A 23,692-nucleotide genomic window follows, 5' to 3' on the forward strand; every position below is an offset into this window, starting at 1 on the left:
AGTTGATGTCAGCCCGGCGAACCATCGCTAGGAGCCCGCTCTGACGCCTTGCCGCGCGCTCGCTCATTCGCCGGCGACCTGACGCCCGATGAGTTTGAAATCGTGTCCCCATCCCTTGCCACGATCCCCAAGTACGCCCTGAACGCCTGCCATGGCAACTAGATCCCAGAACCGCTGCAAGCTATCCGCGGCACGTTCGTTGAGCCGTCGGTAGAACCTCTCTGAGAGGGAGTAGTCGCTGATCATGCGGTTGAAGAGCTCGTTGAGTTCGGGATCATTCTCAAGCGCGACGCGCTCGGCAGCATCCCAGAATGCCTGAGGGCTGGGCTCACGCTGAGGATTATCCGCAAGCGCGTCGAGGAAGTAGAACCTTCCCTCCTGCCCGTATCGGTTTAGCGCGATGACGAGCGAGGGCCACACCGGGTCGTGGTCGACGGCGGCAAGCGCTTCGTTCACATAGTAGGGATGAGTCGCACGACCGACGTTGGCTCGGATCGCCTCGCGCAGAAGCTCCTCCATCCTGATGAGATTGTGTCTGTAGTCGTTCTTGAGCACAGACAGCGGAAGCCAGACGCGAGTTGCTGCCATGTGGTTCAGTCCCAAACCGAGCTTCAGCATCTTCTCTACCCCGATCGAGAGCATCGTCATGATCGGGTCGCGAGTCGTCTCGATGAACGCCGCCGTTCGGAGCGCTCGAATGCCATACGCCAGCAGATGCTTTGCAGAATCGGACTCCTGGATCAGATGCGTGCCCTGTAGCAGGGTCAGGTCGTCGTCAAACTGCTTCCCCATGGCGACATGGTGGCAGAGGTCCACATGACGACGGTGTATTGCGCCCTCGCAAGCGCCGATGCGGGGGATTGCCCGCATCGTCCCGTCCCTGCGCGACCGAACTATTGCCAGCCAGCCGAGGAGAAGCGATCGCGGCGGGTCGAGTGAACGCCGTCAGAAATCCCCGCGACCCGGTCGCCTCGAAAGATGGGTGTCGTAGTCCGGTGGGCGGTTGAGGTGTCGCTGCCCATCAGTAGATTGAGAAACGGTTCCAGGTCGGCGGCGGCAAGGAATGCGCAGCTCTACGGGACCTGATAGCTCAAGCACGGGGGAGTCGGCAATTGGTAGACGCGGCCAGCGAATCTTACACACTCGTCAAGGTGGTCTATTTCGACGAGGAATCAGCATCCGACCGCTTGACATCGCGGCCGGCGGCAAGGTGGCGACGGCGAGCGAGCAGACGCGGGAACGAGCAGCCGAGGTTGAAGCAAGCGCGAGCGCCAAGGCGGCTGCCAAGTTCAACTGGTTGCCGTTCTTTGGCGGCTCCGCTGAGATCGGCGCAGCCGCTAGCGCTTCGGCTCTTGGGAAAAGCATCCTCAACAAGACGCTTTCCAACACGATCCTCACTGACTACCTGGGGAAGCTCGAGACGTTGCGTGGGGTCGAACGGCTTCCTGGTCTGCGCGTTGCAGCTCGCAAGGACTCTGCGGCTTGGATGAAGATGTTCACCCCGTACATGGCAATGCTGAAGACGGACGAGCTCCCCATGAATCTCGCAGCGCTGGATGATGCGCTCGAAGCCGCCAAGGGCTACTACGAATTGGTCGCGAACGACGACAGAGGCGCCAAGTACATCCTTCGCTTCAACATCCAGGCGTTTCGCAACAACTATGGGCTTGCTGACCTTGGGCGTATGGACCTTGTCTTTCACGGCGTCCGCGTCGGCAGGGCATCACAGGCAAGCCTCACCATGCAGGCGGAAATGTCCCCCGCGGCGCCCACTCGGCCTGCTGAGATCTCCGCCCGGCAAATCGTCCGCATGGAATCTCCCGCGGTAGCGGACGATCGCTTGGACGTCTATGACGTGCTCTTGGCTGGCGTCGAATATGCCGCGTAAGACGAAGATCACCATCTACTACGGCCCCCTCTCGTGGTTCGAAAGGAAGGTCGAAGAAAGCGAAGGTGACGGGCTTCTCGAGGCGGTGTTCCAGCATGACGAGCAACGCCGGGAGTTCCGTATCGTGCAGGACGGTGTCGAGCCGGCAAGTCGCAACCCGATCGAACGCCCCCCGCGCCTCGTCGCGAAGTCGGGTGACTATGCAAGCCTGAACGAGCATGTCATCTCAAACTTCCCGGGGCTGATCAGAACGCTAAACCCCGTTAGGCTCGATCTCCACAATCCGCCGGAACAGATCCGGACTCACCTCGTCCGCGCCTTCCCGGACACAGCAGTCAAGCGATATAAGTACCCGACAGCCACCCGACAGACCCTCGCGGATCTTAGGGATGGGTTCGCCAGTCACCTTGTCGGCCAATCCGAGGTGCGGGAGGCGCTTCTTGCATCTCTCTATCCGCTGACGAGGTCGAATCGCGACAAGCCCGTGGTCATTATGTTCTATGGACCGTCCGGGGTCGGGAAGACTGAGACTGCTCAGTTCGTCAACGGTCTCCTCGGCGGCGAGCTGATGCGGAAGCAGTTCTCGATGTTCCATAGCGAGAACTTCGCGTCCTATTTGTTTGGCGGTCGCCACTCGGAGGCTTCCTTCGCGCGAGATCTGCTGGACAGAGAATCTGGCGTCGTACTCATTGACGAGTTTGACAAGGCGGCGGCGGTTTTCCACAGCGCGTTCTACCAGTTCTTCGACGGTGGTGTCTTCGAGGACAAGAACTACAGCGTCGATGTCGGGCGAGCGCTTATCATCTGCACCTCCAACTATGCGTCTGAAGAGGAGATTCGAAGCGCGCTCGGCGACGCGCTCCACTCACGGTTCGATGCATTGATTCCGTTCCAGCCACTGTCAGCGAGCGAAGTTCGTACTGTGATCAGCGACCTCGTCGATCGCCAGTTCGACAAGCTGGACAGCAATGAGCGAGAAGTTCTTGATCCCGAGAACGTCAAGCAGCGCCTGGATATCCTGGCGCGCGACGGTGCGAATGTTCGCAGACTTGGCAAACTCGTCAGTGAGGTCATCTCCCTGCTGTTGGTCGAGGCGCTGCTGGGCGGAGTGGCGAACCCCGAATGAATCCCAGCCCTTCTTCCCGCCACCGAACTATTCAGCATTCACGCAAGCGGTTAGAAAGTATCGCCCCTCGCAGATCCTTCCCGTCCTCGCCCCCATGGCGGTGCGCGCAGAGCCGAACTTCAACGGATTCGAGGATGTGCGCGCGTTCCCGCCGTGGGTGGCAGCGGCAATCGCGCGAGAGTCGGTTGTGCGGGGAACTGAGTTTCGCAGCGCCACCGCGACTCCGGATGACATACGGCGCCTCGCGCAGCTACACCACCGGGTCTTCGTCGAACCTTCCAAGCCGACGCTCAGCGCGGCGATCGGCCCGCTCGTGCACGATCAGATGTGGTGGCGGATCCCACTGCTCCCGGAGTGGACCGTGCGGTCAGTCTGTCCGAGGATGAGTCGTTCGGATCCGTCTATCCCTGGCGCGATGTACTAGGGATCTCGGTTGTGGAAGCGATAGGGGCGTCCTTCGTTCTTGCGCTTGGGTGAACAGCAACGACGGTCGATGGGACCCCGCCCGCCTAGATTCTGTCTACTCCGATCCTCGGACGGAGCCGCACACGCCGCGTGGAGACGTCGAGCGGTTGGTTCAATAGTTGACGGCGCCGGTCGCCGAATTGGCGAAGGAGGAAAGGTCCTACGACAAGCGCCCAAAATCGGGATCGGGACGTCGAGCTGTATCCACTAAACCCCCTGATGCGCCGCCCCCTGGTTGGACTCGGCGATGTGGGTATGTGGGCGCCGGTTGGGCCACTCGTAGGGCGAGTGCTGCTTCCTGGCACCCTGATGAGGAGCGCAGCGCCTGGAACCTCGAGCAGGCGCTCCGCGGCGCACCAAGAGCCAAGCACTCTGTCGCGGCCAGAGCGTGGACCCGCATCAGCCCGGCGCTTCGCCAGCCGCCTAGCTACGCATGATCAGTACCTTGCGATCGCCGGCGGGCTGGCGAGCGGCCCAGGCAGCGGGATTCGAACCCGCGGGCGACTTGCACCGCCACCCGATTATCAGTCGGGCGCCTTAGGCCGCTCGAGCCATGCCTCCGTGGCACGCTGCGCGGTGGGTGCAGTCCACATATCCGCCAGCGAGGTGCCTCCGCTTGTGCGGTGGATCTCTAACTATGCCAGACCTACGCTCTCCCGCCGCGCGTCCTTGCGGCGCGCAAGCCGGTCGATCAGCGCGCGAGCCCGACGATGAGTTGGGCCAGGGGTGCGAGGTTCGCAACGGTCTCGATCAGAGACCCCAGTTTCGATCGCATGACCCGCACGCCCACATGCGCGGTGATGCTCGGTTAAACGGGCAGCACTCGCCAACCCCAACCGAGCGGGGTTCAGGGGTGATGATGCGAATCGTCAGCTGCAGCCATGAACGCATCCTCCACGGCCCGCCGGCGCGCGACGTCTTCGACGACGAACCTGCGAAAGTCGGCCGACCGGTCCTCGATGGGGATCTCTTCGACCGACGGTGCCGGATCCTCCCCGGGCCAAGCGGTGTGACGTGTAGCTCTGTCGCGGTCGAGGCGTGACCCGCAGGCGGCGACCCAGTCGTGCAGGCGCTCGCGCGCCTCGGCAAAGTCCCGGTGCCAGCCGAGGGGAGCGGAGCCATGCTGCTCCTCGTCGTAGGCGCAGAGCCAGTGCAGGTGCAAGGCAGACAGTTCCCAAACCAGCTCCCAGTGGCGATGCCACAGCGGCGGGACGATCGACGGTCCGAGTCCGTAGGTGCGTCGCAGCCAGTTCACCCACCTGTCGAGCTCGACCCACTCGAATGCCGCTCGATCCGAAGTGAGCACGTTCCAGTTCACCGGGCGGGGCACGCTCGGGAGGCCATCGACCTCACCCTCAGGGCCGTCCGGCGTCGGTGGCTCGAACTCGTAACCCGGAAAGTGCAAGGGCTCGTCGGCGGTCATCAGTCGCTCAGATAGCCACAGGTCGGACCGCCGGCTTTGCCGTCGATGGGGCGGATGCCGCCATCGCCGGAAGCGCGTTGCGGCGGCGTTGCAGGATGTAGTTCGTGCGCGCGGAGTCGTGGCCGAGGCGCTTCGCGACGAACTCCTCGGTCTCGACGATTTCGCCGTCGCGTTCCCGCGTCGAGGTGTGCGTGTAGCCCTCGGCGATGAATACGTCTCCCTTGTTGAACATCGCGTAGGCCCGTTCCGCGTTGCGCCGGAACATGACGAGGTCGTGATACGTGGTCTCCGTCTGGGTGAAGGTGCCGTCTTCCTTGCGTTCGAAGTGCTCCTGTCCGATGCGCACCCAGAGGCGCGCTTCGCCTTTCGCGTTGAATGCGAGTTGGGGCTGCGACGCGATGAACCCGGAGAGAGACTGCTGGGTGTGGATAGTCATCGGATGCTCCTACCGAAGGGCCGCAGGTCGGCCATCACCTGGTAGGTGCGCCGCCTATCCCCGCCGCAGTTGTTCTTCGACGTGAGCCCGATCGGCACGGAGGTCTGCGGCGTCGGGGCGGGCGGTCCATTCGCGCATGCGCGTGACGATTGGTGGCGCCGACCTCAGCAGGAGGAGCGCCGTGCCATACGGCAGCGTGCGAATCACGTCGGGCGGCATGATCGGAACGCGGCGCGTCGATCGCTGGTTGGAGCGCATGCCGCGTTCACCGATGGTGATCGAGTCGGTGGCCTCGTCGCGGTCGCCGATCAGGGTGGCGATGTCTTGGAGGTCTCGAGACCCTGAGGCGCCACCGAGCACGATCTTGGCGATGCTCGCGTCCCAGATCGCCGTGGCTGCGTTGTCGCCCCACCGCTGACGGGCCTGCGCGAGCGACTGAAGCACCGGCATCGTGGTGACACCTGTGCCCCCGCCTTCGGCCATCAGGACAGGCAGCGACGGCAGAGGGGCAAGGTTGCCGATTTCATCCAGCGCGAGAAGCAGCGGGGGGTCGAGGCGGGCGCCTGGGGATCTCGCGGCAACGCGCCTCGCGGTTTCGACGAGGTCTTCGACCAGCGCGGCGACGAGGGAGGAGGAAGCGCCGGCGCCAGCGCCCGTCGCGAGAAGGTACAGGGTGCCGTTGCGTCGGAGAAAGGTCTCCGGATCGAACTGCTCGTCCTCGCTCGGGCTGACCGCATCGAGAACACGAGGGTCAGCCAGAGCCGCCAACGCCAGGGAGACGCCCTGCCAGATCGAGTCGCGCGTGCGTGGGTCGGCGTCGATCATTGCCTCAAGCGACTCGGCCCATCCCGTCGCGGCGGCAGGGTTGGATGTGAGGATCGCGACGGCATCCTTCGCCGCGGCCGGGTCGAGCGTCCAGCGAAAGAGCTCACTAGGCGAGCGGCCGTCGAGCGCCGCGGCGTGCAGCAGCGACTGAAGGGCTGTACGGGTTTTGCCCTCCCAGAAGCCGCCGTTCTCCACCCCAACGCTCGACAGGCCTGTACCTGCTGCGAGTCCCGCGGCGCGAATCATCGCGGTTAGTGGGAGCTCGCAACCCCGTACCGGCGACCACCGCAAGCCCGCCGGTACGCCCGGAGCAAGATGCTGCGGATCGAACACGGCGACCGGCCCCCGTCTCATGCGCGAGCGAATGGTGGTCGTGAGGTTGTCCGGCCTGGTGGAGGTCGTGACGACCGAGCCTGGCGCGTCGAGAATCGCGTTGATGACGATGTGGGCGCCCTTGCCCGACCGGGGAGGGCCGATCACGAGGATCGAATCCTCGACCGACGTCCACACCTTCGTTCCTCGTGCCACGCCCACGAGATAGCCGACTTCCTCGGATCGCGGCTTGTCGACGGACGCGCGAAGGTGGGCAGCGCGCTTCAGCAACGCGTGATCGGAGGCAGCGCGGCGCACGTCGCCCGACGTCGCGATCCCAGCAATCCGGTTCGGGTCGGAGCTGGCGTGACGAGTGTGGTTTCGGATGACGCGCCAGACCCACCACCCCGAAACGCTGAGCAGCGCCACGAACGCCACGACGACAGCCCAGTACGCCACGGCGTTGAGCCCAGGAGATCCGAGTGCCGCCCCCGGGTCAGCGGGGGAGCCGAAGACACCGAGCCCCGCGGCCAGACCACCTGTCGGCTGCTCCGCTCCTGATACGAAGGCGGCGAGATTGCCGCCCACACGGAGGATGCCGGCGATCGCAACGGCCCCGCCGAGAGCGAGCAACGCGACGTTGGTCAGCCCGTCGGGACCGGAGACACCGACACCGTGGGGACCCGTCATGTGACGATCCCGAAAACACACGTGCCGGAGATTCTCCCCACGAGGACAATCTCGCCCTCGGCGGTCATGCGACAGAGCCCCGGTTCCAGCAACGCTCGAGCGGATCCGTCCGCAGAAGCCTTGATGTGACGCACGATGATCGCTAGGGCTACGTCTTCGCCCGGGAGGAAACCCTCTTCGCCGCAGACAACGCGAGGCGGCTCGATCACGGGCGTCGCATCGATGAGTGCTGCGGGTGCGGCCAGTGGCTCCGCCGGAGCGCTCGACCCTCCGTCCCGGACCTGCGACGGCGCACTCGGGGCGACCGAGCCCTGCAGTGGCCGGGTGATGAGGTCGGTGAAGACTGTGCCGTCTGCCTCGTGGACGACGACCCGCACCGGCGACCCGTGAGCGAGCAGGACCGCGTCTATGACTTCCGCAAAGGACGCGCGGGCCCAGGGTGCCCCGAACCGAGGCCGTTCGAACGGCGTCCCATCCACGGCGACGGTCATCGTGCCGTCCGCCGAGATCGTCATGGTGATTACGGGAAGGACCGCCGGCACGTGGATCGCGTCGGTGGATCGTCGTAATGCGTGCGCTGTCGTCATCTCACGCCCTCCGTCATCCGGCTCGTCGTGTCGAATGCTGCAAACTCCGCGGGGTGCAATTGGTGCTGAACCACGAAGCTTCGGTCCTTGATGCGCCAGAGACCTTGACCAGTTGCCAAGCCGGGCAGCAGGCTCTGCTCGGTGCCCGTGAGGCCCAGCGCGGTCGCAGTCGCTCCGAGTTGGTCCGCTTCCTGCCGGTAGATGATTCGGGTCTCCGCGTTGGCGAGGAGGGAGGAGGCGATCGCGCGCATCGCGGAGCCCTGGTCGCCGACGTTGTCGAGGTCGGAGAGCTTGTGGAAGACGAGCAGGTTCGCGATTCCGTAGTGGCGGGCGAGTCGCCACTGAGCGTCCATTCGTCGCAGAAGGGCGGGATGCGACATGAGGCGCCAGGCTTCGTCGTAGATGACCCAACGCTGCGCACCGTGAGGGTCGAGGAGCGCGGATTCCATCCAAGCGGACGAGCACGTCATGAGGACGGAAACGAGCGTCGTATTCTCGGCAACGCGCGACAGGTCGAGCGAGATCATCGGCAGGCTCGGGTCGAAGGTGACGGTGCTGGGACCGTCGAACAGGCCGGCGAGATCTCCGGCGACCAGCCGACGGAGTGCGTGCCCCACGACCCTGCCGTCCTCGGCGAGGCGGCGGTCGGCTTGCTGAGATGCGTCCGGAGAGAGGATGCGTTCCACGACCATCGGCAGGATCGGGGTCTCGCAGGAGCGGACAGTATCCGCGAGAGCAAGGTCGATCGCGGTGTGCTCCAGCGGGCTGAGTGGTCGTTCGAGCACCGTTTCGGTCAGGGCCCCGATGAGGTCACGGCGACGAGAGGCGACTTGACCGGACCAGGTCTCGTCGGAGACTCCGGATGGGCGGTGGCCTTCATCGAGCGGGTTGAGTCGGTTCGCCATGCCATGCCCGAGCACGATCGCCTGCCCACCGACGGCTTCCGCCACGGCAGTGTGTTCGCCCTTGGGGTCGCCAGGCACGTAGACGCGGCGGCCGAAGGGGATCGAGCGCGTGTAGAGGCTCTTCACGAGTGACGACTTGCCGGACCCCACGATCCCGGCTAGGACGATGTTCGGCGCAGTGATCATTCCACGTGAATAGAGCACCCACGGGTCGTAGACGAACGACGCGCCGGAGTACAGGTCCTGGCCGACGAAGACACCTTGCGAGCCGAGTCCGCCTTCGGCGAGGAACGGGTACGCTCCGGCAAGGGTCGCACTGGTGTCCTGGTGGCGCGGTATCCGCAGGCGGCCGGGGGTTCGCAGCGCGGCGGGCCGCGACTCCCCGACGGCGGGCAGGTAAGCCGTCGCGCGTAGATCCGCGCGCTGTGCTTCGGCCTCGGCACGGTCGGATGTGGTGGTGGCAGCGCGGGTGGCGGCACTGAGACGCTGGGATGCCTTTCGTCTGGCGCGACGCTCCTTCCTGCGTTCGCCTGCCGGGTCCACGAGCGTTGTGGTGTGTATGCGCTCACCCCCTTGCGCGTTCACAGCGACATCCCGTTGCGGCGGTGAACTCTCGCACCAGACCCTTGGAAGGCGAAGTGGTCAGGGCGCTGAAACGAGTCGTTCGGATTGACGCGGGGCGCGAGCGATTCCGAGACCGGCGGCGCGGCGGAGGAGGAGGAGCTCCATGCAATTCGGCCCGAGTGCTGAGATGCCCGATCCAGGGCCAGGCCGGCTCGAGCGACAAGCGTCGACGCACGGCGCAGCGCGAGGGCGGCTGCATGGGCCTCCTCCACCCCGGCCCAGTGATCGCCGTCGTCAGTTCGGGCGATCGCGTCCGAGCTGGTGTGCGCGAACGCGAGCTGATCGAGCACCTGTTCGAGCGATCTCAGGCCGCCCAGCAGATCCCCGACTACCTCGTAGGTCTGTGCCGGGTCATCGAACGTGCGCGTGGCGTGCGCGAGAGCGCGCAATGCGTGACACGCTTCCTCGCCATCGACGACAGGATCCTGAAATGTAGGCATTGCGTGTCCCCTTGAAACAGAAGTCGTCAGTCAGGTGCGCGAGGTGTCCCCGCGCGTCATACGGTTCGGCACAAGGGCAGCGCGGCGACGGTGAACGCTTGCGCCTGCTGACCCACGAGCCTCCGTGTTTCGCAGGCAGCTTGCACGGCGGCCTGCTCGATCGCCGCGACTGCGGCATCCAGCTCGTCAACGCTCGGCGCCGACACTGCGACGAGCCCGGTGAAGCGCAGCACGCCGTGACCAGCCGTGAGATCTGACTCTTGCTGCACGACGTCGTTGTATTCGGCGGTGCGCGCGGCATCCTCGATCTGCCCGACCTTCGCCCGCTGCGCGGCATCCGAGAGAAGCCCCACTTTCTTTCTCCTGATGTCCCGCGCGGCGAGGTCGGCTCGGACAGGCGTGCACGTCAGGGTGAATGTGCGTTGGATGCCGGAGGTCAGCAGCAAGGGGGAGAGAAAGCCGGGGTACACCTGTGACCGCGGCCACTCCGAGATCCAGAGAACCGCGTGGTGGGCCGAGTCGGTACGAAGCCGGTCCCAGTTTTCGGAGACCGCGATGGGTCCAGCCGTTGCGAGGGACCTGCCGATGTCGCCGTGTCGCTCCAGAGCGGGAGCAGCGGCGGGATCGTATGCGGAGCGCAGTACGACCGCGACTTCGCCTGGGCTGAGCCAGCCTGTGGGCGTCAGATCGGCTGCCCGCAGTGCCGCCGCGAAAGTCGTCATCTCCTGCCGCAGGACGCTCGCGGCCCCCTTCATGCCACCCCCGGCGGCGCGGATCTGGCGGGCCGCCGCGCGCATGTCGAGCGCGAGGGCGACTGTCGTATCGTGTCGTTCGCCTGCGGGGCCGGCGCGCTCAATGAGCTCCTTGTAGGTAACCGCTGGCCAGGAATCATCGTCGATGCCGTGCCGGGCCCACCATTCGGCGAGACCGCTTCCGGAGGTGGGCACGGTGCGCTCGGAGATCTGCACGCGCGCGATGCGGCCCGACCGGCAGACCGTCGCGAGCACTCGCCCCCAGCCGGCCACCCGACGCTCCTGTTCGCCGCTGTCGAGAAGAACGAAAGCAGGATGCGTGATGCCGGCGATCGCCGTCAGGGTCTGAGCGTGAGGGTCTTGGATCATGGCGGCGCCCGTCTCGGGGTCGACCCACTCTCGGAGCGCGGCGGCGTCGCCAGGGAGTGCGAGCGTGCCCGCGGGGCGCGGCTTGACCAAGTCCGCGCGGAATCGCAGCTGGCCGCCGACGCTTCGCCACACCCAGCGCACTGAAATCGGCACCCATTCAATGAGCTTCCGACCACCCACGGGGACGAAGGCAAGAGCGACGCTTGTCATCCAGATCGGTGACGTGAGGCCGAAGAGGATGCCGCCGCCCAGGTACACGGCGCTGGTGAACGCGATCAGTCCGATGGCGAGCGTCACGAGCTGTGCCATCGAGAGGCCGAGCATCACGCCTCGCTTGGACAGACGGGAGAACTGAACCGGGTGCAGCTGGTTCGCGCGCGGGGGGTTGTTCGCTGTCATGCTGTCGTCCTTTCGCGCGGAGTGGGGATCGGTCGCGGGGGCGGGTTCGGTGCGCGCGGCTGTGGGATCGGTTGCCCGGCAGCCGGCGAGCCTGTCGGTGCAGGTGGTATGTCTGCCGGAATGGCAACCTCGGCGTGTCCCATGGCTGCTGATCCGGTGGCGTTGCCGAGCTTGGGTCCGGCGGACGCAGCCTTGCCGACCACCTGACCGCCTACGATGACTGCGGCGGCCGGGCCGGCGGCCGCCGAAGCTCCTGAAGTTCCTGCGCCTGACGCTGCTGCCCCAGACGCTCCCGCGCCGGCACCCGATCCGGTGGCGCTGCCGGCGGCGCTCGTTGCCACCGGGGCCGCCGACCCGCTCGAGGTGCCACCTCCGTCGAGAATCGACTTCGCAGACTTCGCAGTCGCGGGGCTAACCGGCACCGGGACGGGCCGATTCAGCGCTCCCTTAGCCTCCTGTTCGGTCGACATCGCGTGGTACATATCGACGCCGACGAACGAGATGAACTTGTAGGTCATGTATGGCGCGAAGGCTGCGACGAGCATGAGCACGACTCCGGCCACGGGATCGCTGATGGAGGCGAGATCAAGGTCGATCGGCGCCGCGGTCTGGTTGATCGCGACGAGGAAGAGGACGACAAGCACGAGCTTGGAGAACACGAGGGCCACAACGAACGCCACCCACTTGCCGAACCAGCCGCGGGTAGCATCCCAGGAGAATCCGGCCAGTGCGATCGGCGCGAACACGATCGCCACCAGAAGCAGGGCTTTGCGGATGAGGAGCGAGAACCACACAATCGCGGTGGCTGCGATCGCGAGTCCTGCGAGGAAGATCGTCATGATCGCGCCGACGCCGGGGCTCGCGATGTTGATCGCGACCAGCCCGGCGGCCATCAGGGCGATTCTGTCGCCCATTCCCTCCATCGTGTTTCCGGTTGCCTGGACGATCCCGATGGCCAGCTGATCCGTGACCTCCAGCAGCGTCGCCGTCAGGGCGATTGCGACGAACGATCCGAGCACGGACTTGCCGAGCCCCACAGCAGCACGGGAGAGCGCAGTCGGATCGCGATGCGCCAATCCAGTGATCAGTTGCAGGCAGAAGAACACGAGCATGACGAACAGCGCGACGCCGAAAAGCAGGTTGTACACCTGCGTGTACTGGTCACCGGTGACGTCGACGAGGGTAGTCGTGTCGAACACCGCCCAGACGGCTTCGAAGAACCACCCGGCGGCTGCGGCGAGCGTATGGGCGAGCCAATCGAAGGGCGCGGCAACGAGCGAAGTGACACCCGACCCGACGGTCTGGCATACCTCGGCGATCGCCGGGATATCGCAAACTCCGCCCACTCGCGTCGTTCCTCTCAATCGGCCGCTTCTCGGTCAGACGGACTGGCCGACACCCCAGAAGAAGTTCACGAGCGTGACCGACGCCCCGCAGATGAGTGCCGCGCCGCACGCCACCAGAACGCCGAGCTTGCCGCGAGAGGCGAGATGGGGGTTCGATGAGTTGGCTCCATACCCCCACGCGACAGCGGCGATGATGAGGGCGAGCACGGCGAGAATGAGCCCGACAGTCATCACCGCACCCACGATGACGCGGAGTTGCTCGATGCCCGGAAGGCCTGACCCGTTGGGAACGATGTCGATCACGGTCGTGCTCCTTGTCTGCGCAGAAACGAACCTGCGTACAAGGTGCGTGCGGCGTCCCCGAGATCCGTCGACCCCCGCAGTCCGTGCACACTCTGGCTAGAGCTGTTGGCCGACCCCAATGAGGAAGTTCATCCAGGCGACCGCCGCGCCGGCAAGCGCCGCTGCGCCGACAGCAACAAGAAGGCCGGTACGCGCTCGCATGGCCGACTGGTAGTTTCCGCTCGTCGACACGATCGCCCATGTGGCGACGCAGATGAGGATCGCGAGTACCGCGAAAATCAGGACGTACATCAGGAGCGCACCAACGATCGCGCGGAGGTCACCGCTACCTCCAACTGCACCGAAGTCCGGAAAGATGTCCATTCCGGTCACGCTCGTGCGCCTATCGCGCAAGCCGTTCTGCCGGAGCCAGCGGCATCCAATCCTTCCGCCCCGTGCTCGGCGAGCCACGGGTCTGCATCGATGGCCGGCTCGAACGCACCACCCGGACGGATCTCGAAGTGAAGGTGAGATCCCGTGGACTTGCCGGATGACCCTACGTCTCCGATGTGCTGGCCAGCGGTGACGCGCTCGCCGACCGTCACGTGTACGCCGGTCGCCCACATGTGCGCGTACGCCGACGCCACCCGCTCTCCGTTGACCGTGTGCTCGATGACGATCAGCTGTCCGTAACCCCCATACGGTCCAGCCCAGCTGACGATCCCGTCGGCGATCGAGAAGATTGGTGTGCCGTCTGCCGCGGAGAAGTCGGTTCCTGCATGGAACGCAGGTCGACCCGTCATGGGGTCGGTTCGCCCGCCATAGCCGCTGGCACGCACCCACGTGTTGCTCGGGAGGGGAAAGACGATGCGGGTGGTCTCGGGGACGGAATCCAGAGGTGCGGCCCTTCCCGTCACCGACGCGATCGGCCGGGTCAGCGCGACGAGGAGGGCTTCCGCGACGGGCTGATAATCCTGGTAGCGGTCGGGGAAAGCCGAGCGCTCGACAGCTTGCGCAGCCGAGCCGGGATCAGCTGACTGCCACCCCGCGATGTCGAGGAGCCCAGCGGGGGAGGGAAAGTTGGGTCCCTCTGGTCCGCCGAAGAATGCGCGCACCTGGTAGTCCGGATCCATGAGCTCTTCGACAGTGCCCCAGCCGGAGGTCGGGCGCATCTGAAACAGGCCGAGTGAGTCGTGGTCGCTGCCGACGCCGTCGTTGGGCATGCCGAGCGAAGTGGGATGGGTGGCGTTCGCCAGCATCCGCAGGGTCGACTCCGTGAGCGCAGCCATAAGTCCGATCAGAACCCCCTGCCGCCCCACACCCTCAATACCGCTGCCGACAGTGATGATCGTCGCGGCGCGGGTGAGTTGTGTGTGCCCGAGGGTCACCGACACGCCGTCGCTCCGCACCGCAGTCAAGTTCTCCGGCACTTCAGTGACGACGAGGGGACCGGATGTCTGGCAGGCAGCGAGTGTGGCGGGGGAGAGAACGAGTGGGACTGCGATCAAGCCTGCGAACGGCAGTGTGAAAACCGCGACGGCGAGAGCGATCACTAGCTTCTTCATGTTCGGCGCCCGTCACCGGAGCGGGTTGTCGACCTCGGACAGCCGGAGCAGGCGGCATTCGTCGAAACTCGGCTCGCACGCGATGAAGAGTGTCAACGCGATTGGTCGAGACGTCTCCTGAGCCTGCGTCCCCACGATGCCGGCCCGATGGCGTGTTCCCGTGATCGTGTACGCGATGGTTCCGGGGAGTAGTTGGCCAGGGGCCGCTTGGTCGACCGCGTCGCTCCAGGATGCTGGCACGAACGCCTCATCGATGATGAGCCACTGACGCGTTCCGTAGGTGCGCAGCGTCAACCAGGCGTCCGCCGTTGGCAGATAGGTGCGGACATCGGAGGCAAGCCCGGCTGTCTCGGTACCAGAGGGATCCCCTGCGTCGACGATGACCTGGGCATAGTCGGCCGGATCGAAGTCGGTGGCGGCGTCCCAGTTGATGAGCGCGTAGGCCGCGTCACGCGCGAAGGACTCGGCATCCGATGTCGAGCGGATCGGGGGAAGGGTCGCGCTCGAGGCGCTCGGTTCAGGATCAACTGTCGATTCAGCACGGGATGTCGGCTCGGCGGCGGTCGTCGGCGTGCTCGGCGTTGGCGCCAACGTCAGGCCGTACAAGCCGACGCCGACCAGAGCTGCCATCACACCGACACCAACCGCTAGCAGAACGATGAGGCGCCGCCCGGGGCGCACGGTGGCGGCCATCACGCGATCTCCCGTCCCCGTTGGACACGTGCGCTGCGGAGCGCCGCGAAGAACTTCACGGTCGAAGCGAGCGTCGCTTCGAACTGCTCGAGTTGCTCGTCAGTCAGTTCAGTAGCCACAGCCGCCACGTCGAAATGGGTCCACCAGAGATCCAGGTCCTCCCACACACGCACGAACGCACGGACGGGAAAGACATGTGCGGTAGCGGCACGAGACTTGGATGTTCGGCCTTTGCGCTTGGCCTCCTTGACTCTTGCGAGAGCCGCATTCGCCAACTGCTCGAGTTCGTCGGGCGGCTCGAAGTCGTCGGGTGCTTCGAAGTCCTCGAACTGCTGCGGCGGCCCGGGATCGAGTAACTGTCGGAATCGCGCGTGTGACGCCGCGACACTGCCGCCCTCGTCGATCAGCCGTAGCTCTTCACTCGCCTTCGCCTGCAAGGCGGGGTTTGCACCTGGGTCAGAGACAAGGCGCTGCAGTTCGGCGATCCGCTCCAGCGTGGTGTACGACGCCTTGCCGGTGACCATCTGGGCCGCCTGTGTGCGACTCTTGCCGAACTTGAACCGCGGTGGTGCCACGGTGGCACCGCCGTCTCTTCCATCCCGAGCATCCGGACGGCTGAAGCGCGTCGCGGCCTGCCGGCGAGTCGCGTCGTCGGCGATGTGATCCTTCAACTCGGTGTAGAGCGCTGCGGCTTCGGTCGGCGTGAGCGGCTTGTGGAGGAGGTTTTCTGCCTGCTCTGCCAACAACTCGGCGAGCCGATCCGAGATCCCGGACCTCACCCACACCTTGATCGTCTTCTCACCAAGCCTCTTCAGCGCTTCGAGCCGACGAGCGCCGCACACCAGGACGCCTTCCGGTGTCACGGTGACCGGCTGCAGCAGGCCGTCGCGGTTGATCGACTCGGCAAGCTCGTCGATGTCCCCGAACTCGGTACGGTGCCGCTTCCCGACGATGATCGATTCGATCGATCGTTCGAGCTCGATGTGGCCGACTCTGGTTCCCACGGTCACCGCCTCGATCGCTCGGCGGCGGCGGCGAGACTCACCGCGAGGACGAGATCGTCATCCGTCAGCAGCGAACGCAACGGTTCGCCGATCAGCAGGCGGAGCAGGATGCCGCGTCCGGCTGTCGTCCGGGCGACCTCCGGTTCCGGGTTGCCGAGGACAGCGCGGAGCAATCCGTTCCACGATGCGGACGACAGGTCGAGCAGGGTTCTTCCGTGAACGTCGCGGCGGAGCGATTCCCAAGCGGTCGCACGCGAGGGAACCTCACTGAGTCGTGCACAGATGTACTCCATCGCGGTGCGCGCGGGCGTGCGCGGCCAGCCGAGCAAGGTCATGAAGGCGATCGCATTCTCCACTGCCTCTCCAATCCCAGCGCCGTCAGATGAGCAGCCGTCATCGAGCGCGTCGCCGGCCCCCTGGACACGCAGCGACGGGTGATAGTCGCTCAGGGGGTTCTCCCGGTCGCTGAATCGCTCGGGGTCATGGAACGACGAGAACTCGGGTCGGCGCGCCTGGTAGACCGAGCACAGCAGGCCGTTCGCCCGCTCCTCCGCGATCAGCGTCACCTGCACGGCCCGAGTGACCACCGCCCAGGGGTCGTCGGCATTGCGCACGGCCGACGAGCGCATTGCGTCGAATGCGGCCGCGGCGGCATCCCATGGATCGAGTCCGTGCTTGCGCGCCAGCTTTGCGTAACGCCGAACGACATACTCCATGAGCGCTGCGGCTTCGGCGTCGCGACGCCAGGCGCCGTGGTCCTGCGCGGCGAGGCGTTCGAGCACTTCACGCAGCCCCTCCGGGCTCTCGAACGCGGCGGGCACGCTCGCCGACTCGGAGGAGTCCGGAATGCGCGGCGAGTGCACCGATGCGGCGGCAGGTGAGCGGAAACCCTGGCTCGACATGGCAACCTCGCTAACGACCGATTCCAGATCGGCGGGCCGATCCGTGAAGAGTGCGACCGTTCCTAAACGCCTCCACTGGCGGGAGGTGAAGCGCCCGTTCACGGATCGCTAGGCGAGTTGCTGCGACTCCCTGCGTCGGGATGGCGAGCGCTCGCCGCGCGAGCGAGGACTCGAGGTCGATGCCCTGCCCCGCGACGCGCCCACTGACGGCGGAAACGAGTTCCGTAGGCCGCATCCAGACGACCTCACTTCGCACCTGCTCGGCGCCGGAGCGGGAGAGTGGCTGCCTCGCGAGTGAAGGATCGCCGTGCCGCGCCAGTTCGGAGGCCTCCTCGGGGGACGGCTTGCCAGAGATATCCCGTTGCCGCTCCGACGTGTCCGGGCGTAGTGGCAAACGAGACTGATCGACTCGCTCGTACTCGTTCATGACGTAGCTCCCTTCTGTACCTCAGGTGTGCCGATCGCCCCCGCGAACCATCGGCCGACTGTCGACGGATGAACTCCCGTGGCGCTCGCAATCTCCTTGTTCGACATCCCGCGCTGACGCATCAGCGCGGCAACGTCTCTGCGGGCACCCTTCTCCGGAACATCGGACAGCGAGCGAATCGGAACGACTTCTGTGGACAGGTCTCGTGGCGAATCTGCTGTGGAGGAAACGTGAAGCCGGAATCGCTGGGTGAGAACGACCGTCAGGTGAGTGATCGCGAGAAGCACCAGCGGCGGTACTGCGGCAATCGACGCTGCAAGCACGGGAAGAACATCGGCATCGGCCGCGACGACGGCATGAATCGAGTTGGCGGCGACCGACACCCCAGCGCCGGCCATGAGCAGCATCCACGGATACCACGCACCCCGCTGTCCGGCCAGCGCGACGACGGCAACGGTTCCGACGACGATGATTCCGTCCACAATGAGCGGCCACGCCCACGCCTGCGTCACCGCGATGCCGGCCGCGTCGGCGAGATCCGTGAGAGCGGTGAACGACAACCAGAACGCACCGACAGCGATGAACACGGTGCCGACTACCGCGGTCCATACGGCAATCCGTCCTGACCGCGGGTGGGTCGTAGCGGGGATCACGAGATCACCTGCCCGCTGAGCGAGCGGGATGCTGAGTTGCCACCACTGATGCGAAAGGGTGGCGTCTGCCTCACCACCGTTCGGTACGCAGATCGGATGGTCGTCAGGATCTCAGCCTGATGCAACCCCGCGTGTTCCGCAGCAGGCCCCAGGACGTTGCGCGCGCTCTGATCAGTGACGCCGTTCTCGGCGAGCCGGCATGCGGCCCAGTACAGGGCGCGGTTCCGCTCGCCCTCAGCCCGTCCGGCCAGCCACGCCGCGAGACGCTCCGCGTCAACATCGGGGCGGGCCTCCGCGGGCATCGCAGCAGGGGTCGGCCTCGGGTCAAGGAATTGTCGAAGCGCCGATCCGTCGATAGACACGGCGTCCCCGCGTCCGGCGCCGATCAGCTCATACGCAGACCTGTTGCCTTCGAACAGCACTTGCGACGGTGGCACGATGACGTAGCCGCCCTCACCCCGGAAGTCGATGCCGGCGCGGGCGGCCTGCCACGATGCCTGAACGCGATCAGGGTCTGCGGGGTAGTAGGCGTGCATCCCACCGGATGCCGTCTTCACCAGCGCCTGCCAGCGATCCACGAGACCTTCCCGGCGAGCGAGTTCGAAGGCAGCGAATCCGCGCACCCGCCCGTGCACATCGATATCTACGACCTCGACGGCGGAAGCGCGCCCAGTCGGCATTCCGATGTTCGCTTCGGGCCATCGAGACCACCATCGGGCAATCTGCCGGTCGTCGGAGGTCGCATCGCGGAATCCGTGCTCTGTGAGCGGCCGCTTCTCCGCTGGCTTGCAGGGGAAGATCGGGACTCCTGCCGCAGCGAATCGAGCGGCGCCTTCCCGCGGCGAGAGGCCGATCATTCCAGCGAACAGGGCGACGGTGTCCATCACAGATCCCGGGCGGAGATCACGGAATCGGTGGACGAGTGCCGGACCTTCACGCGGCGGACATTATCGAATCGTGCCACCGGCCCAGCGACGAGAGGCTGAAGTGCATTCCGGTGCGCTTCCCCCGTCAGACCCGGCGGGTCACCCGAGCCGGCTTGCAACGTCGGCAACTCCCTGAGGATCGTGACTGCTGTCGTCCGCACTCGCTCACCAGTGGCTTGCACCACTTCCACCGGTGTCTTGCCACCGACGGATGTTGCCCAGGTCGCCACATACGGGGTGGTGTAGTCCGATGTGTCGAGTCCGTGGGCCGCTCCGATCATCAGCGCAACTGACTCCGCTTCGACCTCCCCGATCCCGCGATGGAGTGCGGCATCCGCGTTGTCAGGGCCGTGCAGCATCACGTGCGCCAACTCGTGCGCCAACGTCTTCGTGCGCGCCGCGCGGTCAATGTCTCCCCGAATGGCAACGCTCCGAGTGAGGTAATCAGTCATGCCGTTGGCTCCGCCGAGATCGCGATCGCTCCCAACAATGCGCAGTGTGTACCCGTGTCCGCGTACCAAGGACTCCAGACCATCCCAGAGACCCTGTGGCGCCTCGCCCGCGAGCAACTGCGGAACGGGCACGTGGGGACTCGGGACACCGCTCGTTTGCGACGCATCCCACACGTACGCGGGTCGCACGCCGACCATTCGCGTGCGCACTTCGTCGTTGGGTCTCGGGACCTCGCGGCGCGCAAGACGACGCCAGGACTCCGCGACCTCTGGGGTGGGCGAGGCGAACCGCGCGTGAACAGGCGCAAAGATCATGTAGCCGGTCTGGCCGCGGTCGACCGACCTGCCAAGTGCCTGCCACTGCCGGAACCCCGCGACGTACGTCGGAGTTGGCTCGGCCACTCTGCCCTGCTCGAACGCGGCGCAGCGCTGCATCCAGATGAGCACGGTGTTATTGAACGAACGAGAGCGGAATCGCGCGGCGAACTTCAGAGCCCGCACCCAGTCGCCGGTCACGAGCGTGGCCACAGCATCCGCCAGCTGAGCGTGCAACCGTTCGAGCTTCGCCTCAGTGAAACCGACGGTGGGGGGTTGGTGAGTCATGGCGTGGGCACCTCCTTCTGATCAGCCGACGTAGCGGCTTCTTGTGGGAGGTACGCGCCATCTCACCGGAGCCAACGAGCGAGCGCGCGAACAACCGCTCCGAGACGCTCGCACAACTTCTCACGCTCTCGGGCGGCGCCGTGACTAAGTTCGGGCGCGCCCGCGCGCCGGCTGTGTGGGGGCGGAGTGCCGGCAACTCCGCTAATCCGTCCTGGGCGATGACCTCCTCTTTGAGCATGCTCAAATGGCCTTACAGTCGTTTCTAGCACCGAGATTGAGCATGCGCAACGGTTGATTTGAGCATGACCAACGAGTAAATTCAGCATCCTCAACGCCCGTCGACAGGCGTTCCGAAACGACAAGCCTTGCCTCACCCGAGGGGAAGGGTGGTCTACCGAAATGACAGAAGAAGAGAGCAAAGTGGCCGCGGAGGACCTCGCGAAACGCCTCAGGCTGCTCCTCGACGTCGCGATCACCGAGTCGGGTTCCGAACCGACCTACGCTCAGATCGCGGCGTTCCTCGAGAAGCGCGGCATCAACCTGTCGAGATCTCGATGGACATACATGGTCAACGGTCACCGCTACGTGCAAGACCCCGCGCTATTCGAAGGGCTTGCTGCGTTCTTCGACGTGGATGCCGCTTTCCTGCTGGGCGAGGACGGGGTAGCAACCCCTGATAAGGTCACCGCGCAACTGGATCTCGTACGGGCGATGCGAGCCGCGAAGGTGAAGTCTTACGCCGCGCGCACGCTGGGAGATATCTCACCGAAGGCCCTTCAGGCGATCAGCAGATTCCTGGATGAGGAAATGACACACACCTGAGCAGTGCCCTTGCCGGTCCGTTGTGACCCCCCACCGGCACATGCTCCCCGGACGGGAGTGACATCGTGAATATCGAGCAGACCGTGTCGACGGCCGTCGCCGACCTTGCGCTGGGTAGCACCTTCACCTTTGACGATCTTGTTGGGGCACTTCAGGATCACCGGCAGCGCACGCTCCGAATCGTGGAACTTGCGGATCTCGGCGACCACGATGGTATCTGCGCGGTGTGGCTCATCACCGAGAACGAAGACCTCGTCCTTCACGCGCACAGCGACTCCGTCCTCCATCGCCAGCAGTTCGTCCTGCACGAGTTCGCCCACATGATCCTCGGGCATGGAGAAGACGACGAATGTTCGACGGAAGACTTCCTGCTTCCCGACATCCCCGCCCGGACTCGACGTCGACTACTCACTCGTCAAGATTTGGACTCTCACACCGAGATCGCGGCGGAGGCCTTGGCTGATCATCTCGCTGCGGCGATCAGAGGCTCGGTATACGGCGAATCGCGCTACCTCGAGATCTTCGGGTGATGCAGACCTTCGTCGCGGTGCTGATGTGGTTACTCGTGGCGAGCCTGCTCATCTTGCGCCGCGGACGAGCCGAGCGGAGCATCACTTACGCGGCGATCACGATCGCTGTCGCGATGACTATCAATGTCGATACGGTCTACCGCTTCATCGATGCACTCCTCCATGGCTCGAATGTCGCCACCCTCATCGGGGACTGCGCGCTCATGGTCGGGATCTTCTTCCTTGGCCGAGGGATCATGAAAGCGGGGGAGTATCAGCCCGGCCCTGTCCGCATTGCGCTGGGCCCCACAACCCTCCTTGTTGCGCTGAGCGGCGTCGGGGTCGCCTTCTTGCTCATCGACCGTGGCGCTACGACGACCAACTTCATGATTGATCTCGGAGCGCAGCCTGCCGCAGCTGCGTACTCCATGATTCAGTTCACCTACTACGGGATCGTCGTTGGCACCATGGCAGTCCTTGCGAGTCGTCAGTATCGGTTGAGTGTTGGTCTACAGCGTTTGCCTGCCGGGTGTCTCGTCGTCGGCGCGATCCTCGGAGTCGCTCTTTGTGTCGTCGTCCTCATCATGGACATCGCACACCTTTCCGGGCGTGTAGACGTCATGGCTAACGTGTCTGTCGCGTATGGACCGCTCTACATACTGACCTTCCTTTTCCTCTGCGTCGGACTCGCTGGGCAGCCGACGGTGCGCTACCTGAGCGCACGCCGGCGGGCGGCACGAACACGGACGCTCATCAAGGAACTGTTGCCTGCATGGCGAGCGGCGACGATCGTTCGCCCGGGATTGAGTCAGACGGATGCGGCGTCCGTGCAAACCGATGGCCTCGAGACGCAGTTGCATAGACAGGTCGTGGAGATCCGCGACGCGATGATCGACCCGCGCGTGTCGTTCTCTCTCAGCGCGAGCGCTCGTCTCGTCCTTGAACGAGCGGAGCAGCATCTCCTCGGAACCGACGAAGCTCGACTTCATACGTCGGCTGCGCCGGCCACACGGAGCAACTCTCAACGAGGAGCGGCATGAGAGGCCCGATTGCGCTGGCAGGCGTGATGGCCGCCGCAGCGTCCCTATCGTTGGGCCTCGGGTTAGTGATCGCGCGGCAACTGACCGCCCCTTCGAGCCCGCGCCGATTCGATCTGTCCATCCGTGGCGTCGAACAGGATGGCGACCGGCAAGCAATCGTGCTCGATCGAACGCATCAAACTGAGTCCCCAGGTGAGTTCGCTCTGCTGTTTCCAGGTGGCCAGTGGGTGCAGCTGGCTGCCGAGGTACTTGATCGCGGGCCTGGGCGCCTCGCACGTGCAGTGACAGGAACCGCAGCGGGGTTCACGCCGGCAGCCGAAGAGCGCGCGTCCTGGAGCGGTATCTACTTCATGACGCCCGTCGATGCGGGCCTCAGAGCCTACGGCTTCGCCATCCCCACGCCGTCGGGGCCCGCGCCAGCGTGGCGCATCGATGGGAGCGACTCGCAGTCAACGAGGTGGGCAATCCACATCCACGGGCTCGGCAGCCCGCGAACAGGAACGCTACGGGGTGTGCAGGTCGCCGCCGAGCTGGGCTACACGTCCCTCGTCGTCACCTATAGGAATGACGGTGAGGGCCCGCGGCGCGGAAGTGGTCGGTCAACCCTCGGCGCCACTGAAGTCGACGACGTCGACGCTGCGATGCAGTACGCCATCAATCAGGGCGCGCGTCAGGTCGTTCTCTTCGGTTGGTCGATGGGAGCACAGGTCGCACTCCAGCTCGCTGCACGGCCGCGTTACGGGCGGCCAATAGCCGGGCTCGTGCTTGAGTCGCCCGTTCTCGATTGGGTCGCGACGATCAAGGCGAACTGCGCTCGCGCCGGGCTGCCCGCCGCGGCAGGGCTTCTCGCGCTCCCGTGGCTCACATCGCCATTGCTTGCACGCGCTGCCGGCCTGCCTGGCAGCATCCCTCTCGAGGATCTGGACTGGATCGCGCGAGCGCAGGAGCTGGCAGTCCCTACTCTGATCCTCCACGGAGCGGATGACGACTCGGCGCCGCCTGCCGTCGCTCGCAAGCTTGCAGCACTGCGTCCAGATCTCGTTCAGCTCGAAATCTTCGACGCCGATCACACGATGACGTGGAACGCCGATCGAGAGCGTTGGCGGTCCACTGTCGTAGCCTGGCTAGCCCACCGATCCTGAGACTTGTCGTGCCAACGGAGTTCGAATGCCTCTGAGCCGTCGAGGCGAGTACAGACTTCCACCAAATTGTGCTCGGCCGGCGCGT

General features: G+C 65.3%; 24 protein-coding genes and 1 tRNA gene. 6 read left to right on the forward strand and 19 right to left on the reverse strand.

The window, feature by feature from the left end; translation table 11 throughout:
• Window positions 1–63 precede the first annotated feature (63 nt).
• The gene (locus V6S02_RS04475) at window positions 64–792 is read right to left on the reverse strand and encodes a hypothetical protein (RefSeq protein WP_336400001.1); all 729 of its coding nucleotides are present in this window, start codon (window positions 790–792) and stop codon (window positions 64–66) included.
• Window positions 793–1,063: 271 nt separating this feature from the next.
• Between V6S02_RS04475 and V6S02_RS04480 the strand changes: the two genes are divergently transcribed.
• Both V6S02_RS04480 and V6S02_RS04485 read left to right on the forward strand, forming a co-directional pair.
• The gene (locus tag V6S02_RS04480; protein WP_336400002.1) at window positions 1,064–1,888 is read left to right on the forward strand and encodes a DUF6414 family protein; all 825 of its coding nucleotides are present in this window, start codon (window positions 1,064–1,066) and stop codon (window positions 1,886–1,888) included.
• A complete protein-coding gene (locus V6S02_RS04485) occupies window positions 1,878–3,014 on the forward strand; it encodes an AAA family ATPase (RefSeq protein ID WP_336400003.1) in 1,137 nt (378 codons plus the stop codon). Before V6S02_RS04480 ends, V6S02_RS04485 begins: the two co-directional genes overlap by 11 nt.
• Window positions 3,015–3,952: 938 nt before the next feature.
• Here the strand turns inward: V6S02_RS04485 and V6S02_RS04490 are convergent.
• From V6S02_RS04490 to V6S02_RS04575, 18 genes are all read right to left on the reverse strand, one after another.
• Window positions 3,953–4,040 (reverse strand) — tRNA-Ile (locus tag V6S02_RS04490).
• Window positions 4,041–4,326: 286 nt separating this feature from the next.
• Entirely contained in the window at window positions 4,327–4,902 is a 576-nt protein-coding gene (locus tag V6S02_RS04495) for a hypothetical protein (RefSeq protein ID WP_336400005.1), read from the reverse strand.
• A gap of 7 nt (window positions 4,903–4,909) precedes the next feature.
• The gene (locus tag V6S02_RS04500) at window positions 4,910–5,338 is read right to left on the reverse strand and encodes a single-stranded DNA-binding protein (protein WP_336400006.1); all 429 of its coding nucleotides are present in this window, start codon (window positions 5,336–5,338) and stop codon (window positions 4,910–4,912) included.
• A gap of 54 nt (window positions 5,339–5,392) precedes the next feature.
• Window positions 5,393–7,165: a type IV secretory system conjugative DNA transfer family protein gene (locus V6S02_RS04505; RefSeq protein WP_336400007.1), complete on the reverse strand. Its 1,773-nt coding sequence runs from the start codon at window positions 7,163–7,165 to the stop codon at window positions 5,393–5,395.
• Window positions 7,162–7,752, reverse strand: a complete 591-nt coding sequence (locus tag V6S02_RS04510; protein ID WP_336400008.1) for a hypothetical protein — start codon at window positions 7,750–7,752, stop codon at window positions 7,162–7,164. The genes V6S02_RS04505 and V6S02_RS04510 overlap by 4 nt, the downstream gene beginning before the upstream one ends.
• Entirely contained in the window at window positions 7,749–9,242 is a 1,494-nt protein-coding gene (locus V6S02_RS04515) for an ATP-binding protein (RefSeq protein WP_336400009.1), read from the reverse strand. Before V6S02_RS04515 ends, V6S02_RS04510 begins: the two co-directional genes overlap by 4 nt.
• On the reverse strand, window positions 9,239–9,670 hold the full coding sequence (locus tag V6S02_RS04520; RefSeq protein ID WP_336400010.1) for a hypothetical protein: 432 nt from the start codon (window positions 9,668–9,670) through the stop codon (window positions 9,239–9,241). The genes V6S02_RS04515 and V6S02_RS04520 overlap by 4 nt, the downstream gene beginning before the upstream one ends.
• 107 nt (window positions 9,671–9,777) lie before the next feature.
• Window positions 9,778–11,241, reverse strand: coding sequence for an SCO6880 family protein (locus V6S02_RS04525; protein ID WP_336400011.1), 1,464 nt, complete (start codon window positions 11,239–11,241; stop codon window positions 9,778–9,780).
• On the reverse strand, window positions 11,238–12,389 hold the full coding sequence (locus V6S02_RS04530; RefSeq protein WP_336400012.1) for a conjugal transfer protein TrbL: 1,152 nt from the start codon (window positions 12,387–12,389) through the stop codon (window positions 11,238–11,240). The genes V6S02_RS04525 and V6S02_RS04530 overlap by 4 nt, the downstream gene beginning before the upstream one ends.
• Before the next feature lie 231 nt (window positions 12,390–12,620).
• A complete protein-coding gene (locus V6S02_RS04535) occupies window positions 12,621–12,890 on the reverse strand; it encodes a DUF6112 family protein (protein WP_028495551.1) in 270 nt (89 codons plus the stop codon).
• A 96-nt stretch (window positions 12,891–12,986) separates the two neighbouring features.
• The gene (locus V6S02_RS04540) at window positions 12,987–13,253 is read right to left on the reverse strand and encodes a DUF6112 family protein (protein ID WP_336400777.1); all 267 of its coding nucleotides are present in this window, start codon (window positions 13,251–13,253) and stop codon (window positions 12,987–12,989) included.
• A 5-nt stretch (window positions 13,254–13,258) separates the two neighbouring features.
• Window positions 13,259–14,263, reverse strand: coding sequence for a M23 family metallopeptidase (locus V6S02_RS04545; RefSeq protein WP_336400013.1), 1,005 nt, complete (start codon window positions 14,261–14,263; stop codon window positions 13,259–13,261).
• 183 nt (window positions 14,264–14,446) lie between these two features.
• Window positions 14,447–15,127, reverse strand: coding sequence for a hypothetical protein (locus V6S02_RS04550; protein ID WP_336400014.1), 681 nt, complete (start codon window positions 15,125–15,127; stop codon window positions 14,447–14,449).
• Window positions 15,127–16,137: a ParB/RepB/Spo0J family partition protein gene (locus V6S02_RS04555; protein WP_336400015.1), complete on the reverse strand. Its 1,011-nt coding sequence runs from the start codon at window positions 16,135–16,137 to the stop codon at window positions 15,127–15,129. Before V6S02_RS04555 ends, V6S02_RS04550 begins: the two co-directional genes overlap by 1 nt.
• The gene (locus tag V6S02_RS04560; RefSeq protein WP_336400016.1) at window positions 16,134–17,033 is read right to left on the reverse strand and encodes a hypothetical protein; all 900 of its coding nucleotides are present in this window, start codon (window positions 17,031–17,033) and stop codon (window positions 16,134–16,136) included. The genes V6S02_RS04555 and V6S02_RS04560 overlap by 4 nt, the downstream gene beginning before the upstream one ends.
• A 423-nt stretch (window positions 17,034–17,456) precedes the next feature.
• Window positions 17,457–18,110 (reverse strand): DUF2637 domain-containing protein, encoded by a 654-nt coding sequence (locus V6S02_RS04565; RefSeq protein WP_336400778.1) that lies wholly within the window; start codon window positions 18,108–18,110, stop codon window positions 17,457–17,459.
• Complete coding sequence (locus tag V6S02_RS04570; protein ID WP_336400017.1) at window positions 18,110–18,997, reverse strand: bifunctional DNA primase/polymerase; 888 nt, start codon at window positions 18,995–18,997, stop codon at window positions 18,110–18,112. Before V6S02_RS04570 ends, V6S02_RS04565 begins: the two co-directional genes overlap by 1 nt.
• Window positions 18,997–20,094 carry an ArdC family protein gene (locus V6S02_RS04575; RefSeq protein WP_336400018.1) on the reverse strand — a complete coding sequence of 366 codons (1,098 nt, stop codon included), beginning with the start codon at window positions 20,092–20,094 and terminating at the stop codon, window positions 18,997–18,999. The genes V6S02_RS04570 and V6S02_RS04575 overlap by 1 nt, the downstream gene beginning before the upstream one ends.
• A 399-nt stretch (window positions 20,095–20,493) precedes the next feature.
• Here V6S02_RS04575 and V6S02_RS04580 point away from each other — a divergent pair, with 399 nt between their 5' ends.
• The 4 genes from V6S02_RS04580 (at window position 20,494) to V6S02_RS04595 (ending at window position 23,607) form a co-directional block, all read left to right on the forward strand.
• A complete protein-coding gene (locus tag V6S02_RS04580; RefSeq protein WP_336400019.1) occupies window positions 20,494–20,916 on the forward strand; it encodes a hypothetical protein in 423 nt (140 codons plus the stop codon).
• Between the two features lie 65 nt (window positions 20,917–20,981).
• Window positions 20,982–21,446: a hypothetical protein gene (locus V6S02_RS04585; RefSeq protein ID WP_336400020.1), complete on the forward strand. Its 465-nt coding sequence runs from the start codon at window positions 20,982–20,984 to the stop codon at window positions 21,444–21,446.
• On the forward strand, window positions 21,446–22,465 hold the full coding sequence (locus tag V6S02_RS04590; protein ID WP_336400021.1) for a hypothetical protein: 1,020 nt from the start codon (window positions 21,446–21,448) through the stop codon (window positions 22,463–22,465). The genes V6S02_RS04585 and V6S02_RS04590 overlap by 1 nt, the downstream gene beginning before the upstream one ends.
• A complete protein-coding gene (locus V6S02_RS04595) occupies window positions 22,462–23,607 on the forward strand; it encodes an alpha/beta hydrolase family protein (RefSeq protein ID WP_336400022.1) in 1,146 nt (381 codons plus the stop codon). The genes V6S02_RS04590 and V6S02_RS04595 overlap by 4 nt, the downstream gene beginning before the upstream one ends.
• Window positions 23,608–23,692 lie beyond the last annotated feature (85 nt).

This window comes from Microbacterium sp. CCNWLW134, assembly GCF_037083565.1.
Taxonomy (GTDB): domain Bacteria; phylum Actinomycetota; class Actinomycetes; order Actinomycetales; family Microbacteriaceae; genus Microbacterium.